Source organism: Streptomyces sp. NPDC052114, from assembly GCF_040680155.1.
Lineage (GTDB): Bacteria > Actinomycetota > Actinomycetes > Streptomycetales > Streptomycetaceae > Streptomyces.
Genome location: NZ_JBFAWC010000004.1, coordinates 317,585 through 331,746, shown reverse-complemented (window position 1 = coordinate 331,746; position 14,162 = coordinate 317,585). Strand labels below are relative to the sequence as shown.

Sequence of the window (14,162 nt, the reverse complement as noted above, 5' to 3'; positions counted from 1 at the left end):
TGCGGAAACGTGTCCCCAGGGCGTGCGGAGACGTGTCCCGAAGGCGACGGGGCTCAAGGCTCCGCCACGCTCCTCGCCTCCCGCACCGTCGGTGCGTTCGAGTGGGGCAACAGGTCCACCGGGCGCTCCGGCAGCACCACCTCCACCTCGACGGCCTCCGGGAAGCGGTAGGGGCGGTGGGCGAGCAGTCCGCCCAAGTAGCGCCGCACGCGCGAGAGTTCGGCACGGACCGTCACCGTGCGCGCCGGGTCGCCGAACATCTCGTCGGCCAGGTCCGCGGCCGTGCGCCCGGTGCGGTGCGCGGAGAGGAGATAGAGCAGCTCGGCGTGGCGCGGGCTCAGCTCGTGCGTCCAGTCGCGGGCGCCGCCGAGCACCGCCAGCGTCCACCGGCGCGGACTGCTGACGTCCAGGACGAGCCGGGTCGCGGCGACCGGCTCGGGGCCGCGGCCCGGGTCCTCCAGGCGCAGCAGCCAGCCGCCCGGCAGCGGCTCCACCCGGCAGGAGCCCAGCGCGGGCAGCCAGGTGCGGCCCACGCCGAAGGACTTGGGCAGGGTCAGCCGGTCCGCCGGCGGCATGCCCGTCACCGCGGCGGTCCACCCGTGCACGTCCACCGCGAGCGCCCGCCCCTCCAGCCGGGCGAGCACCGGTGCCGCCACCGCGCGCAGCCGCTCCAGCGCCGAGACGTGCCGCTCCCGCAGCCGCGCCTCGGCGAGCTTGGCGACCGAGTCGACCAGGGCGAGCGTGGCGGGATGCATGGTCTGCAGCGGTCCGCTGACGTCGACCACGCCGAGCAGCCTGCCGTCGCGCGGATCGGTCACCGGGGCGCCCGTGCACGTCCACGGGTGATGGGTCTGCACGAAGTGCTCGGCCGAGAAGACCTGCACCGGCCTGCGCACCACCAGCGGTGTCCCTATGCCGTTCGTGCCGACGACGCTCTCGCCCCAGTCCGCGCCCGGTTCGAACCCCAGCGAGTCCGCCTTGCGCAGCACCGCGGAGCTGCCCTCGCGCCACAGCACCCGGCCGTCCGCGTCGCAGACGACCATGATGTGCTGCGCGGCGTCCGCCACCGAGACCAGGGCGTCGCGCAGGACCGGCAGTATGTCGAGCAGCGGCGAGGCGCGCCTGCGCTGCTCCAGCTCCTCCTCGTCCAGCAGCCGGGAGCGGAAGTCGTGGTCGGGATCGACCCCGCCGAGGATCATCCGCCCCCAGGAGTCGCCGATCACGGGCCGCGGCAGGACGCGCGGCCGCTGCCCGGACAGCGTCGCGTCGCGCACTCCCTTCAGGAGCCGCGCGGCGTGCGCGAGGTCCATGGCGGACATGCGCGCGAGATCGATCGTCGAGGGGGAGTTCATCACCACTGGGTCCTTTCCGGCCAGACCAGTGCGTTGGGGTACGTATTCATCGTGCCCCTTGGGTACGTCCATCGGTGCTGCTTCGAGGGAGGAATCGGCGGCCGGCCACCACGGTTTGCAACCTCGTGCAACCCTGGCGAACGGCTGTGCGGTGCCTGAATCTGGACACAACGCCGCCCGTGCGGTGTTCACGCTCCTCAAGGGGCCTGAAAGACGGGGGTGGTGCCGTGTCGGCGCAGCACCACCCCCGTGTCATCCCCGGACTCCGGGACCTTGTCGAGCGCGGGCCCTAGACCCCGGGAGCGGCCCGGTCCACCACGGCCGCCAGATCCAGGCTGTGCGGCAGCGTGCCGAAGGCCCCGCCCCAGTCCCCGCCGAGGCGCGAGGCGCAGAACGCGTCGGCCACCTGGGCCGGAGCGTGCCGCACGAGCAGCGACCCCTGGAGCACCAGCGCCATGCGCTCCACCACCCGCCGCGCCCGCCCCTCGATGCCGTCCAGGTCGGCGAGCTCGGTCAGCATCGACTTGATGGCGCCGTCCAGCCGGTGGTCGGCGCCGCGCGCCTTCCCGACCTCCTGGAGGAACGCGTTGAGGGCCATCGGCTCGCGTTGCAGCGCCCGCAGGACGTCCAGCGCCTGGACGTTGCCCGAGCCCTCCCAGATGGAGTTGAGCGGCGCCTCGCGCAGCAGCCGCGGCATGCCGGACTCCTCGACGTAGCCGTTGCCGCCCAGGCACTCCAGGGCCTCGCCGGCCAGCGGCGTGCACCGCTTGGTCACCCAGTACTTCGCGGCCGGCACCGCGAGCCGCAGGAACGCCCGCTCCTGCTCGCCCCCGTCGTCGTACGCCGCCGCCAGCCGCATCGCCAGCGTCGTGGCCGCCTCCGACTCCAGTGCCAGATCGGCCAGTACGTTGCGCATGAGCGGCTTGTCGACCAGCTTGCCGCCGAACGCCTCCCGGTACGTGGCGTGGTGCACCGCCTGCGCGACGGCCTGCCGCATCAGCGCCGCCGAGCCGAGCACGCAGTCGAGCCGGGTCGCCGCGACCATCTCGATGATGGTGCGCACCCCGCGCCCCTCCTCGCCGACCCGGCGCGCCCACGTCCCGTCGAACTCGACCTCGCTCGACGCGTTGGACCTGTTGCCCAGTTTGTCCTTGAGCCGCTGGAGGGCGAAGACGTTGCGCGAACCGTCCGCGAGGACGCGCGGCACCAGGAAGCACGTCAGCCCCGCGTCGGCCTGCGCGAGCACGAGGAAGGCGTCCGACATGGGCGCCGAGCAGAACCACTTGTGCCCGGTCAGTTCGTACGTCCCGTCCTCGGCGAGGGCCCGCGCGCGCGTCGTGTTGGCCCGCACGTCGCTGCCGCCCTGCTTCTCCGTCATGCCCATCCCGAACAGGGCGCCGGCCTTCCGGTCCGCCGGGCGCAGCCCCGCGTCGTACACGGTCGAGGTCAGGCGCGGCTCCCACTCGGCGGCCAGCTCCGGATCGGCACGCAGCGCGGGCACCGCGGCGTGCGTCATCGACACGGGACACCCGTGGCCCCCTTCGACCTGGGTCCACACCACGAACCCGGCGGCGCGCCGCACGTGCCCGCCCGGCCGCGACCAGGCGGCCGTCAGCCCCGCGGAGACCGCCTTGCCGAGCAGCCGGTGCCAGGACGGATGGAAGTCGACCTCGTCGATCCGGTGGCCATAACGGTCGTGCGTACGCAGAACGGGAGGATTCTCATTGGCCAGCACACCCCACTCCTGCGCCTGCGCGGAACCTGCCGTGCGGCCCAGCAGTGCGAGCTCCTCGCGGGCGGTGTCGAGGAGCGCGGGGTCAAGGTGCCGCGCCACGCCCTCCGCGAGAACGCGGTCGGACGTGAATACGTCATATCCCACCAGGGGCGGAGCCTGGTTGGTCACTGTGTGGGTGCTGGCTGCCATGCCGCTACGGTAAGGAGGTGCACCAGGCAAATGAAACACCCGAGCGGCCCTCCGGCCGCTGGAAACGGGCCCGCGCTCTGTACCGGAACGTCTCCAAGCGCAGGACCGCCTGGCTGCTGCTCAAGGACACCGTCAACTCATGCATGGAGTACCGCATCCTGGGGCTCGCGGCCGAGGCGGCGTTCTTCACGCTGCTGTCCGTTCCGCCGCTGCTCCTGAGCCTGATCGGGCTGCTCGCGTACGTCGACCGCTGGACGGGCGCGAACACGATCGCCAGCGTCGAGAACAACATCCTGGAGGCGTCCCGCACGGTCCTTTCCGACCGCGGTGTCAGCCAGATCGCGCAGCCGATACTGGAGGACGTGATGAAGGTCGGCCGCCCCGACGTCATCTCCATCGGCTTCCTGTTCGCCCTGTGGTCCGGCTCGCGCGCGGTCAACGTCTTCATCGACACCATCACCGTGATGTACGGCCTCGACGGCGTGCGCGGCATCGTCAAGACGCGGATCCTCGCCTTCGGCCTGTTCATCGTGGCCCTGCTGATCGGCTCGGTGGCGCTGCCGCTGATGGTGGCCGGGCCGGACGCGGTGGTGAAGCTGCTGCCGGGCTCCACGACGGTCGTCCAGATCCTCTACTGGCCGGTCGTCGTCATCCTCTCCGTGGTCTTCCTGACGACGCTCTACCACGTGTCCGTGCCGGTGCGGTCGCCGTGGGTCGAGGACATGCCGGGCGCGCTGATCGCGCTCGCCATGTGGGTGCTCGGCAGCTTCCTGCTCCGCATCTACCTCACCAGCACCGTGGAGGGCCCCACGATCTACGGCTCCCTGGCGGCGCCGGTCGCCGTGCTCCTGTGGATCGGCGTCTCGGCGTTCGCGGTCCTGGTCGGCGCGGCGGTCAACGCGGCGATCGACCGGGTCTGGCCGTCGGTCGCGACGGCGGCGGCCCGCGCCGCCAACGACCGCATCAGGGAGGCGCAGGCCGCGGAGGTCGTGGCCCGCGCGGCCGCCGCGCGCGAGGCGACGGCGGACCCGGACGACCCGGAGATGCCGTCCGAGTTCCCCGAGCGCTGGTCCCGCTTCCTGCCGCCGGACGACGTGACGTCGCGCCTGCGGACGCACGCGAAGAAGAACGGCACCGGGGCGGACACGCCCTCGGAGTAGCGGATACGCCCTCGGGGCACCTGGGACACCTTCGCGGCCGCGCCGGAATCTCCGGCGCGGCCGCGGCCGTTCCCCCGCCTCACGCCTTCCAGACACCCGCGTCGGCGCACTCGCGGGCGAAGTCCGAGAACTCCCTGGGCTCGCGGCCCAGGGCCTGGCGCACCCCGTCGGAGAGCATCGCGTTCCGTCCGTCCAGGTTCGTCTCGAACAGCTCGATCAGGAACTCCACCTCCCCGTCCGGCACCCCGAACTCCGTCAGCGCCGCCCCGTACTCCCGCGCCGACACCGGCACATAGGCGATCTCCCGCTCCGCCGCCCCGGCGATCTCCGCCACCGCCTGGCGGAACGACAGCAGCCGGGGCCCGGTGAGGTCGAGCGTGTGCCCCGCGAACCGCTCGCCACCGGTCAGCGCCGCGACGACCACGTCCGCGATGTCCCGCGTGTCGATGAACGGTTCGAGCACCTCCCCGGCGGGGAAGACCAGCTCCCCGCCCCGCAGCTCCGCCAGGAGCGGCCCCTCGCTGAGGTTCTGCGCGAACCAGCTCGCCCGCACCACCGTCCACTGGGCGCCCGAGTCCCGCACCGCCTGCTCCGTCGCGTGCGCCTGGTCCTCGCCCCGCGCGGAGAGCAGCGTGAGCCGCCGTACGTCGAGTTCGACGGCCAGCCGCGCGAACGCGCCGACCGTCTCGGCGGCGCCGGGCGCGCCGACGTCCGGGAGGTAGGCGAGGTGCGCCGCGTCGGCGCCCCGCAGGGCGTCCGCCCAGGTCGACCGGTCCGCCCAGTCGAACCGCACCGCGCCGGACCGCGAGGCCGAGCGCACCGTGAGCCCCGCCGCCTCGGCGGACTCCACGACCCTGCGGCCCACCCGGCCGGTCGCGCCCGTCACCAGGACGGTCATGTCCGTCGTGTTCGCGTCGCTCGTCGTGCTCGTCGTGCTCGTCGGGTTCATGTCGTTCGTCTTGTTCGTCTTGTTCGTCGTCATGCGTACAGTCAACTGCCCGGCGCCACAAGGAACCATCGCCCAGGAGCTCGCCCGCATAAGCGTGCGTCTACGCTTCCCGCATGGACGTACTCGCAGGTCTGCTGGAGGGCCCCCGCGCACGCGGCGCCTTCATGATCCGTGCGCTGTTCGACCCTCCCTGGTCCGTCCGCATCGCGGACGAGGCGCCGCTGTCGGTCATGGTCATGGTGCGCGGCACCGCGTGGATCGTCCCCGAGGACGGCGGACCCGCCCAGTGCATCCGCCCCGGCGACCTCGCCATCGCCCGCGGCCCCGACCACTACACCTGCGCCGGCGAACCCACCACCCCGCCCTTCGCCGAGATCCGGCCGGGCGAGCGCTGCGTGCCCCTGGACGGCGCCCCCGTGGCCCGCTACCGCGACCTGGGCGTCCGCGCCTGGGGCGAGTCGCGCGACGGCTCGGTGGAGATGCTGATCGGCACCTACCAGATGCGCGGCGAGCTCACCGGACGGCTCCTCGACGCGCTGCCGCCGCTGCTCGTGCTCCCCACCGAGGTGTGGGACTGCCCGCTGACGCCGCTGCTCGCCGACGAGATCAGCAAGGGCGAGCCGGGCCAGGACGTCGTCCTCGACCGCCTCCTCGACCTGCTCCTGATCGCCGCGCTGCGCGCCTGGTTCTCCCGCCCCGAGGCGGCGGCCCCGGCCTGGTACCGCGCGCTCGGCGACCCCGTCGTGGGCCGCGCCCTGCGGCTGCTCCAGGACGAACCGGCGCGCCCCTGGACGATCGCGGACCTCGCGGCGGAGGCGGGCCTGTCGCGGGCCGCGCTGGCCCGGCGGTTCACGGATCTCGTGGGGGAGCCCCCGATGACGTATCTGACGAACTGGCGGCTCGCGCTCGCCGCGGACCTGCTGCGCGACAGCGACCTGACGATCGGCGCGATCGCGGGCCGCGTCGGGTACGGCAGCGCGTTCGCGCTGTCCAGCGCCTTCAAGCGGGTGTACGGGGTCAGCCCGCAGGACCATCGCACGGGGGCGGCCGAGCGGGCCCCGGCGTAGCCTGGCGCACGTGGCGCACAAGAGCGGCGGCGGGCACGTCGACTACCGGGAGCGGCCGTCCCGGCTGACCGGCGCGGTCGTGTGGACCCGCGCGGCCACCGGCGCCCCCGGCGACACCCGTCCCGTGCTGCCCGACGGCTGCATGGACCTGCTGTGGAGCGAGGGCCGGCTGTTCGTCGCGGGCCCGGACACCCGTGCGCACGTCCCGGCGATCAGGGACACGGGCGGCCTCTTCGTCGGCCTGCGCTTCTACCCCGGCACCGCGCCCGCCTTCCTCGGCGTCCCCGCCCACGAGCTGCGCGACCGGCGCGTGGAGCTGGCCGACCTGTGGAGCGCGGCCGAGGCGCGCCGCCTCGCCGAGCGGGTGGACGGCGCGGGCGACCCCATGGCCGTCCTGGAGGCCGTCGCCCTGGAGCGGGCCGCCGCCGCGGGCCCGCCCGACCCGCTCCTCGCCCATGTCGTCCGGTCCCTGAACGCGGGCAGGTCGGTGGCCCGCACCGCGGCGGACGCCGGCGTCAACGCCCGGCTGCTGCACCGCCGTTCCCTGCCCGCGTTCGGGTACGGACCCAAGACGCTGGCCCGGGTGCTGCGGCTCCAGCGGGCCCTCGCGCTGGCCCGCGACGGGCTGCCGTACGCGGACACGGCCGCCGCCGCGGGCTTCGCCGACCAGGCCCATCTCGCCCGTGACGTCAAGGACCTGACGGGGCTTCCGCTGGGCGAGCTGCTCGGCAGGGAAGCCTCCGCCTAGGAGGCCGCCGACGGTGCGAAGAGGTCGACGCCGTTGCCGTCCGGGTCCCGCACGACGGCGTACCGCTGCCCCCAGGGCGCGTCGAACGGCTTGAGCTCGCTCCCGTACCCGGCGCCCACCAGGTCCTCGTACGTCGCGTCGACGCCCCCGGGCGTCGCGCAGTGGAAGGCGAGCCCGACGCGGCCCCCGCCGGAGGGCGGCGCGAAGCCGGGGTGGAAGGACCGGACGGTCTCCTCCGTGTCGAAGGCGATGCGCAGGCCGCCGGGGAGCGCGGCCTCGACGTGCGGCGCGCTCTCGGCCCCCTCGGGGAACTCCAGGCCGAGCCTGCGGTAGAAGGCGAGCGACGCGGCCAGGTCGGAGACGACGAGGCCGATCAGGTCGAAGCGTGGTGTGGGTGTGCTGGTCATGTCCGGCAGCGTAGGAGGCCCGTCCGCACCCGGTCTTGAAGGAATCGGACACCCTCGGCGCGGCTGTCCGGGCCGCCCGTTCCCCGCTACGGTGGACGGCATGGACTATCCCGGCGACATCCGGCTCGCGGCGGCCGTCGTGGCCCATCGAGGCCGCGTCCTGCTCGTGCGGCGCAGCGAGACCGAGCGGTTCCTGCCGCGGGTGTGGGGCGTGCCGTGCGGCAAGCTGGAGCCGGGCGAGAGTCCTCGCGAGGGTGTCCTGCGGGAGCTGACGGAGGAGACCGGACTGCGCGGCCAGGTGCTGCGCAAGGTCGGCGAGTCGTCCTTCCTCAGCACCTTCCAGGGCCACGAGGTGAAGAACTGGCAGGACAACTTCCTGGTCAGACCGCTCACCTTCGACGTGGCCCTGCCGCTGCCCGACCAGGAGCACCGCTGGCTCACCCCCGCCGACCTCGGCACGGTCGAGATCGACGACTACAACCGCGAGATCGTGCGCCAGGCGTTCGCCTAGCCTGCGACCAGCTCCGCGAGCGCTTCCAGCGCCGCCAGATACTCCCGTACGTCCAACGGCTTCTTCGTCACCGTCGAGCCCCCGGCCCCCGCTCCGGTGAACACGTCCGTGTAGCGCCGCCGGTCCGCCCCCGTCTCCAGGAACAGCGTGACCGTCGGCCCCCGCGAGGCGCACCACGCGCGATGCAGGACGTGCGGCGGCAGGGCGTAACCGCTGCCCGCCGCGTACCGCGCCGTCTGCGTCAGGCGCAGCCGCGCCCGCCCCGCCGGTTCCAGGCGCCAGTCGCCGTCCTCGCCCGCCAGGGACTCCCGGTACCAGGCCGCGGTGACGCCGCCGCCCGCGCCGGGGTCCACCGCCTCGTACAGCTCCATGCCGAGCGCGCCCCGCACCACGTGGGAGGCGAGCGGCGAGCGGTGGTTGTGGATGTCCTCGCGCGTGTCCGCGCCGGGGTGCCAGACGTGGGCGCGCAGCATGTGCCGCGGCCCGCCGTCGATCAGGAGCAGCTTGTCGAAGCCGAGGACGTGCCGGTAGGACAGGAGCGCGCGGCCCGAGGCGTCGCCGTACCCCTGCGCCAGCTCCCGCAGCAGGGGCAACAGCCTTTCGGGGGAGCCCAGTTCGTCGACGACCAAGCGGGCGGACCGCACCAGGTCGTCGACCGTCGGCCCGTCCAGGGCCCCTTCGAGGAGCCGCCCGGCGTCCTGGACGTGCCGACCACCCAAGGAACTTCTCCCCCCAGTTCACCGCGCACGCGCGCCGGGCCGGGGGTTCAGACACCCGGCTGATACATCCATACGGCATGTGCCCGCAGCGCCGAAAGCCCTTGGTAGGTCATCCACATCGGGTGGGCGAGTTCGTCGCCGGCCCACGTCCAGATGCCGTCGGCCTGCTGCGCCCACACCGAGGCCGCCGCGCCCGAAAGCAGCTCCTGCCAGACCTCGTCCAGGCCCTCCTCCGTCGCGGTGCGCCGGGCTCCGGGGGTGAGCAGGGCGCGTACCACCCAGGCCGCCGCGAAGTGCCGTACGGAGAGCACCTCGTGGCGCGAGGCGTCCACCGGATGCGGGCGGCGCACCGTCTCGCGGCCGCTCGCCAGGTCCGCGCAGCCGTCGTGCGCGGGCCCCGGGCAGGACAGCAGCCAGCGGATGCCGTCCTCACGGGTGGCGCGGGCGTTCGTGTCCTCGCCGAGCACGCGCGCCGCCCGGTCCAGGGCGACCACGGCCTGCGCGGTGTGCACGGGCGACGGGGCCGCGGTCCGGCCGCCGAGCGGCGCGAGCCGGGGACCCCAGCAGCGCCGGTGCCCGCGCGCCGGGTCGGTGACCGCGCCGTCGACGAGCGCGTTCCGCAGCCGCGGCAGCGCGGGCGAGTCCGGCGCGGCGCGCAGCAGCCCGCGCAGCACGGTGGTGACGACATGGGTCGTCTCCAGTCCCGCGGGCTCCAGTTCGTGGCGGAAGCGGTCGGCGCACTGCGCCGCCTCCGTCGCGAGCCGCACCGGGTCCGCGCCCGCCCGGGCCAGCGCGCCGAGCACCAGCGCCGTCACCTCCGGGCGGGGCACGGCGCCCTGGGAGCGCGCCGCCCAGCCGCCGTCGGGCAGCCGCAGCCGCCACAGCGTCTCGACGAGGTCCGTGGCCCGCAACCGCCCGTCCGGCACGCCGAGTTCGAGCACGATGTGCAGTCCGTAGGCGGTGCCGGTGGGCGTCGGCCGCTCCGGCTGGGGCAGTTCGTCCAGGGCGTGCGGCCAGCCGCTGAGCCGGCCCCGCAGCGGATCGTCGAAGACCGTCAGGCGCTCGGCGAGCGTGGCGTACGCGGCGCTCGACAGGCCCGGCAGCGGCCCGGGACCGGACCCGGCACCGCCGGCCTGCGGCGCCGTGCCCCGGCCGCGCGGCGCGGGGAGCCCGTCGGGGTCGTCCGCGGGCCCGCCGTCCACGGCGGCCCTGGCCCGGATCAGCGCGGCCGCCAGCCAGACGGCGAGCCCCGTCCCCAGGCCGCTGACCACGGCCAGCGCATAGCGGGCGGTGTCCCCGAACAGGCTGTCGGGCAGCAGCCCCACCAGGGCCTGGAAGACCGCGTATCCCACCGCGACCGGTCCGAAACGGGCCAGCCATGCCACGAGCCGCCCGGACGGCGGTCCGGGCGGTGCCCCGGGAGGCTCGGGCGGCCCCGCGGGCCCTGTGCCTCCACGCACGTGTGCTGTATGCATGAACTCCACTTACCCATCAGGCACGTGTGACGAAAGGGAGTGAGCGCCGTGTCCGGTACGGAATCGGCGGCGGACCTCACCGGCTGGCGCAGGTCGCCCTTCACGGCGGCCGGGCTCACCCATGATGTCCATGAGAAGGGGACAGGGCCAGGTGTCGTCCTGGTTCCCGAAGTGCCCGGACTGCACCCGGGGGTGCTGGCCCTGGGCGAGCACCTGGTGCGGCAGGGGTTCACCGTCGCGATCCCCTCGCCGTTCGGCGAACCGGGCCGCGAGATCTCCGCCGGCTACGCCCTCGGCACCCTCGCCCGGATCTGTGTCAGCGCCGAGTTCCGCGCCTTCGCCACCAACGCGCGCCGCCCCTTCGCCGATCACCTGCGCGCCCTCGCCCGGGAGCTGGCCTCGCGCACCCCGGGGCCCGGCGTGGGCGTCATCGGCATGTGCTTCACGGGCGGCTTCGCGCTGGCCGCCGCCGTGGACGACACCGTCCTCGCGGCGGTGCTCAGCCAGCCCACGCTGCCGCTCCCGGTGAGCGGCGCCCGCAAGGTCGACCCGGGCCTCTCGCGCGGCGAGTTCGACACGGTGGTGCGGCGCAGCAGGGACGACGGGCTGTGCGTGCTCGGCCTGCGCTTCAGCGAGGACAGGCTGGTCCCGCGGGACCGCTTCGAGACCCTGCGCCGCCACCTCGGGGACGCGTTCGACGTCATCGAGCTCGACTCGTCCCCGGGCAACGAGGCGGGCTTCGGCAAGGCGGCCCACTCCGTCCTCACGGAAGAGCTGCGCGAGGTGCCGGGCCACCCCGCCCACGCCGCGCGCGAGCGGGTGGTCCGCTTCCTGCGGGAGCGGCTCGCCTCCTAGCTCACCCGCCGGTGCGGGAGAAGGTGTGGCCGAACCGCCAGTGCGTGGCGGTCAGTTCGTACTGCGGGAGCACGCCGGGCCCGCAGGACTGGGAGCCGATGCCGTGCAGTGCGGTGTCGAGGGTGACCCAGACCGTGTCGCCGGGGAGCAGGTCGGTGCGGTGGGCGGCCGCGTCGAGCTGCTCGGTGGTCCAGCGGCGCGCGGTGAACGACGGGCCGTGGTCGCTGTCGATCCGCAGCCCGCCCACCTCCGCCCAGCGGACGTCCGGGCGCGCGCCGTTCTCCTGCGGGCGCACGTACGGGGTCTGGAGGGCGTCGACGTCCGCCTCCCACACGCCCGTCATCGCGGCCTGCGCGGTGTCGGGGTAGCCCTCGCCGGGGCCACCGCCGAACCACCGGACCGGTCCCGCCGCGCCGGGCAGCCCGAAGCGGATGCCGACCCGGGGCAGCGGCACCGTCCACGCGCCCTCCGGGGCCACGTCCACGCTCAGCAGGAGCCGGTCGCCGTCCGACTGCCAGCGGTACGTCACGCGCAGGCCCAGGTCGCTCGCCGCGGGCGCGACGCGGGTGCGTACGGTCAACGCCTCCTGGCCCAACTCCACGGTGTCGAGGCGGTGCTGGACGCGGTCCAGGCCGAGGCTCCGCCAGCGCGCGGCCACGGAGGGCTCGGGGCGCCACGGCATGCCGTTGTCGTTGTCGGTGGGCGCCCGCCACACGTCAAGGCGCAGGTCCTCGACCGCCAGGCCGCCGAAGGACTCCAGGGTGCCGTGGGCGTCGAAGACGGCGGGACCGAGCAGGATCCGCCCGCCCTCGCGCACCGGGGCCGTGCCGCCCGGCACCGGCAGGACCATGCCGGTCCCGACGGGCAGTTGGGCCCACGCCACCACGTGCCCGCGTGCCGCCCACGGCGTGTCCCGCGCCAGTACCGCCCGCACCGTCCACTGCGTCTCGGCGTCCCGGCCCCGCGCCGGCGCCGGCGGCAGCTTGACCTCGGCCGACTCGCCGGGTGCCACCGGCGGCACGGCCAGGGCGCCGTCGGCGACGCTCTCGCCGTCCACGTCGTACGACCACGTGAAGGCCAGGTGGGAGAGGTCCGCGAAGTCGTGCAGGTTGGTGATCCGCAGCGTGCCCGCGCGCCCGTCGCCCTCGACGCGGACCGGCTCGATCACCTTCTTGTACGCGACGAGGCCGGGGGACGGCGTCCGGTCGGGGAACAGCAGTCCGTCGCAGACGAAGTTCCCGTCGTGCGGCCGCTCGCCGAAGTCGCCGCCGTAGGCGTACCCGTACGCGGGGTGCGCGATGCCGTGGTCGATCCACTCCCAGATGAAGCCGCCCTGGAGCCGCTCGTACGTCTCGAAGAGCCGCTGGTACTCGCTGAGGCCACCGGGGCCGTTGCCCATCGCGTGGCCGTACTCGCAGAGGATGAAGGGGAGTGCGCGGCGGGACTCCGGTCCCTCGTCGGTGCCCCGGCCGATGCGCTCGACCTCGGCGTGGTCGGCGTACATGCGGGAATAGACGTCCGTGTCCTTGCACGACCTGTCGCCCTCGTAGTGGAGCGGGCGGCCGGGGTCCCGGGCGCGGATCCAGTCGGCCATGGCGGTCAGGCCGCGGCCCGTGCCGCACTCGTTGCCGAGCGACCACAGGACGACCGACGGGTGGTTCTTGTCGCGCTCGACCATGCGGGCCGCGCGGTCCAGCAGGGCGGGCGTCCAGCGGTCGTCGTCGACGGGGTTGCCGCGCCAGCCGACCGCGGTGAAGCCGTGGGTCTCCAGGTCGCACTCGTCGATCACCCACAGGCCCAGCTCGTCGCACAGGTCGAGGAAGGCGGGGTGCGGCGGATAGTGGCTGGCGCGGACGGCGTTGATGTTGTGCCGCTTCATCAGGAGCACGTCCGCGCGCATCGTCTCCGCGTCGAGCGCGCGGCCGGTCTCCGGGTGGAACTCGTGGCGGTTGACGCCCCGCAACAGGATCGGGCGGCCGTTGACCCGCAGCAGCCCGTCCTCGACGGCGACGGTGCGGAAGCCCACGCGCAGCGGGACCCGCTCGCCCGCCGTGGTCAGCACGCCGTCGTAGAGCCTCGGCGTCTCGGCGGTCCACGGCCGCACGGGCACGGTGACCTCCTCGCCGGTGGCGACGTCGACCCCCAACTCGGGTACGGTGACGCGCCCTTGGACCGCCGAGTCGACCCGCAGCGTGCCCGTGCCCGCCCGGTGGTCGTACGAGGAGTGGACGAAGAAGTCGGCCGCGCAGCCCTCGGGCCGGTGCAGCAGCGTCACGTCACGGAAGATGCCCGGCAGCCACCACTGGTCCTGGTCCTCCAGGTACGAGCCGGCCGACCACTGGTGGACGCGGACCGCGAGGACGTTGCCCTCGGGGCGCAGCAGCGGGCCGACCGCGAACTCGTGGGCGAGGCGCGAGCCCTTGAAGTCGCCGAGTTCCGTGCCGTTCAGCCAGACGCGCGCGCAGGACTCGACGCCGTCGAAGCGGAGCACGGCGGTGCCCTGCCGCGGCCAGTCGGCGGGCAGGTCGAAGACGCGCACGTGGTCGCCGGTGGGGTTCTCGGTCGGGACGCGCGGCGGGTCCACCGGGAACGGATAGAGCTGGTTGGTGTAGTGGGGCGTGCCGTGGCCCTGGAGCACCCAGTGGCCGGGGACGGCGATCTCGTCCCAGCCGGCGGTGTCGTGGCCGTCGGCGGCGAACGCGTCGTCCCGCGCGTCGGCGGTGGGGGAGAGGCGGAAGCGCCAGGGACCGTTGAGGGAGAGGGCGGCGGCGTCGGACGCCGCGTACCAGGATCGGGGCGGGAGGGAACCGGTGCCGGGGGATACGTCCTCGTGGTGGGGGAGGTCCATGTCCTCCATCAGACCGTGCCGGGGCGTCGGCTCACAATTGTTTCGGAGCGGGAGTCGTTGGACTCTTCGGGCATGGCTTGGACGCACCACGGGGTTCATGCGGATATCGCAGTGAGCGGCGGGCGGGGCGGTCGATATCGGCTGAAC

General features: G+C 74.2%; 12 protein-coding genes. 5 read left to right on the top strand and 7 right to left on the bottom strand.

Translation table 11 applies throughout. From position 1 onward, the window contains the following. Window positions 1-53: 53 nt before the first annotated feature. Together AB0L89_RS11345 and AB0L89_RS11340 are read right to left on the bottom strand one after the other, a co-directional pair. On the bottom strand, window positions 54-1,352 hold the full coding sequence (locus AB0L89_RS11345; RefSeq protein ID WP_365138001.1) for a GAF domain-containing protein: 1,299 nt from the start codon (window positions 1,350-1,352) through the stop codon (window positions 54-56). Between the two features lie 289 nt (window positions 1,353-1,641). Continuing rightward, window positions 1,642-3,276 (bottom strand): acyl-CoA dehydrogenase family protein, encoded by a 1,635-nt coding sequence (locus AB0L89_RS11340; RefSeq protein ID WP_365137997.1) that lies wholly within the window; start codon window positions 3,274-3,276, stop codon window positions 1,642-1,644. Between the two features lie 17 nt (window positions 3,277-3,293). Between AB0L89_RS11340 and AB0L89_RS11335 the strand changes: the two genes are divergently transcribed. Continuing rightward, complete coding sequence (locus AB0L89_RS11335; RefSeq protein WP_365137994.1) at window positions 3,294-4,436, top strand: YihY/virulence factor BrkB family protein; 1,143 nt, start codon at window positions 3,294-3,296, stop codon at window positions 4,434-4,436. 79 nt (window positions 4,437-4,515) lie between these two features. Here the strand turns inward: AB0L89_RS11335 and AB0L89_RS11330 are convergent, their stop codons facing one another. Next, window positions 4,516-5,385 (bottom strand): NAD(P)H-binding protein, encoded by an 870-nt coding sequence (locus AB0L89_RS11330; protein WP_365138563.1) that lies wholly within the window; start codon window positions 5,383-5,385, stop codon window positions 4,516-4,518. Between the two features lie 113 nt (window positions 5,386-5,498). Here AB0L89_RS11330 and AB0L89_RS11325 point away from each other — a divergent pair, with 113 nt between their 5' ends. Beyond that, window positions 5,499-6,452, top strand: coding sequence for an AraC family transcriptional regulator (locus tag AB0L89_RS11325; protein WP_365137991.1), 954 nt, complete (start codon window positions 5,499-5,501; stop codon window positions 6,450-6,452). Window positions 6,453-6,462: 10 nt separating this feature from the next. Next, complete coding sequence (locus AB0L89_RS11320; RefSeq protein ID WP_365137988.1) at window positions 6,463-7,200, top strand: DUF6597 domain-containing transcriptional factor; 738 nt, start codon at window positions 6,463-6,465, stop codon at window positions 7,198-7,200. On the opposite strand, the gene AB0L89_RS11315 is transcribed toward AB0L89_RS11320, so the two are convergent. Beyond that, window positions 7,197-7,607, bottom strand: a complete 411-nt coding sequence (locus AB0L89_RS11315; protein WP_365137985.1) for a VOC family protein — start codon at window positions 7,605-7,607, stop codon at window positions 7,197-7,199. The two genes, AB0L89_RS11320 and AB0L89_RS11315, sit on opposite strands and share 4 nt — an antisense overlap. Window positions 7,608-7,707: 100 nt before the next feature. On the opposite strand from AB0L89_RS11315, the gene AB0L89_RS11310 reads away from it, so the two are divergent. Then, window positions 7,708-8,118, top strand: coding sequence for an NUDIX hydrolase (locus tag AB0L89_RS11310; RefSeq protein WP_365137982.1), 411 nt, complete (start codon window positions 7,708-7,710; stop codon window positions 8,116-8,118). Here AB0L89_RS11310 and AB0L89_RS11305 read toward each other — a convergent pair. Together AB0L89_RS11305 and AB0L89_RS11300 are read right to left on the bottom strand one after the other, a co-directional pair. Continuing rightward, window positions 8,115-8,837, bottom strand: coding sequence for a hypothetical protein (locus tag AB0L89_RS11305; RefSeq protein WP_365137979.1), 723 nt, complete (start codon window positions 8,835-8,837; stop codon window positions 8,115-8,117). The two genes, AB0L89_RS11310 and AB0L89_RS11305, sit on opposite strands and share 4 nt — an antisense overlap. Before the next feature lie 47 nt (window positions 8,838-8,884). Beyond that, the gene (locus tag AB0L89_RS11300) at window positions 8,885-10,297 is read right to left on the bottom strand and encodes a hypothetical protein (protein WP_365137976.1); all 1,413 of its coding nucleotides are present in this window, start codon (window positions 10,295-10,297) and stop codon (window positions 8,885-8,887) included. A gap of 63 nt (window positions 10,298-10,360) precedes the next feature. Between AB0L89_RS11300 and AB0L89_RS11295 the strand changes: the two genes are divergently transcribed. Continuing rightward, window positions 10,361-11,167, top strand: coding sequence for a dienelactone hydrolase family protein (locus tag AB0L89_RS11295; RefSeq protein WP_365137973.1), 807 nt, complete (start codon window positions 10,361-10,363; stop codon window positions 11,165-11,167). A 1-nt stretch (window position 11,168) separates the two neighbouring features. On the opposite strand, the gene AB0L89_RS11290 is transcribed toward AB0L89_RS11295, so the two are convergent. Continuing rightward, window positions 11,169-14,015 carry a glycoside hydrolase family 2 TIM barrel-domain containing protein gene (locus AB0L89_RS11290; RefSeq protein ID WP_365137970.1) on the bottom strand — a complete coding sequence of 949 codons (2,847 nt, stop codon included), beginning with the start codon at window positions 14,013-14,015 and terminating at the stop codon, window positions 11,169-11,171. Window positions 14,016-14,162: the final 147 nt, after the last annotated feature.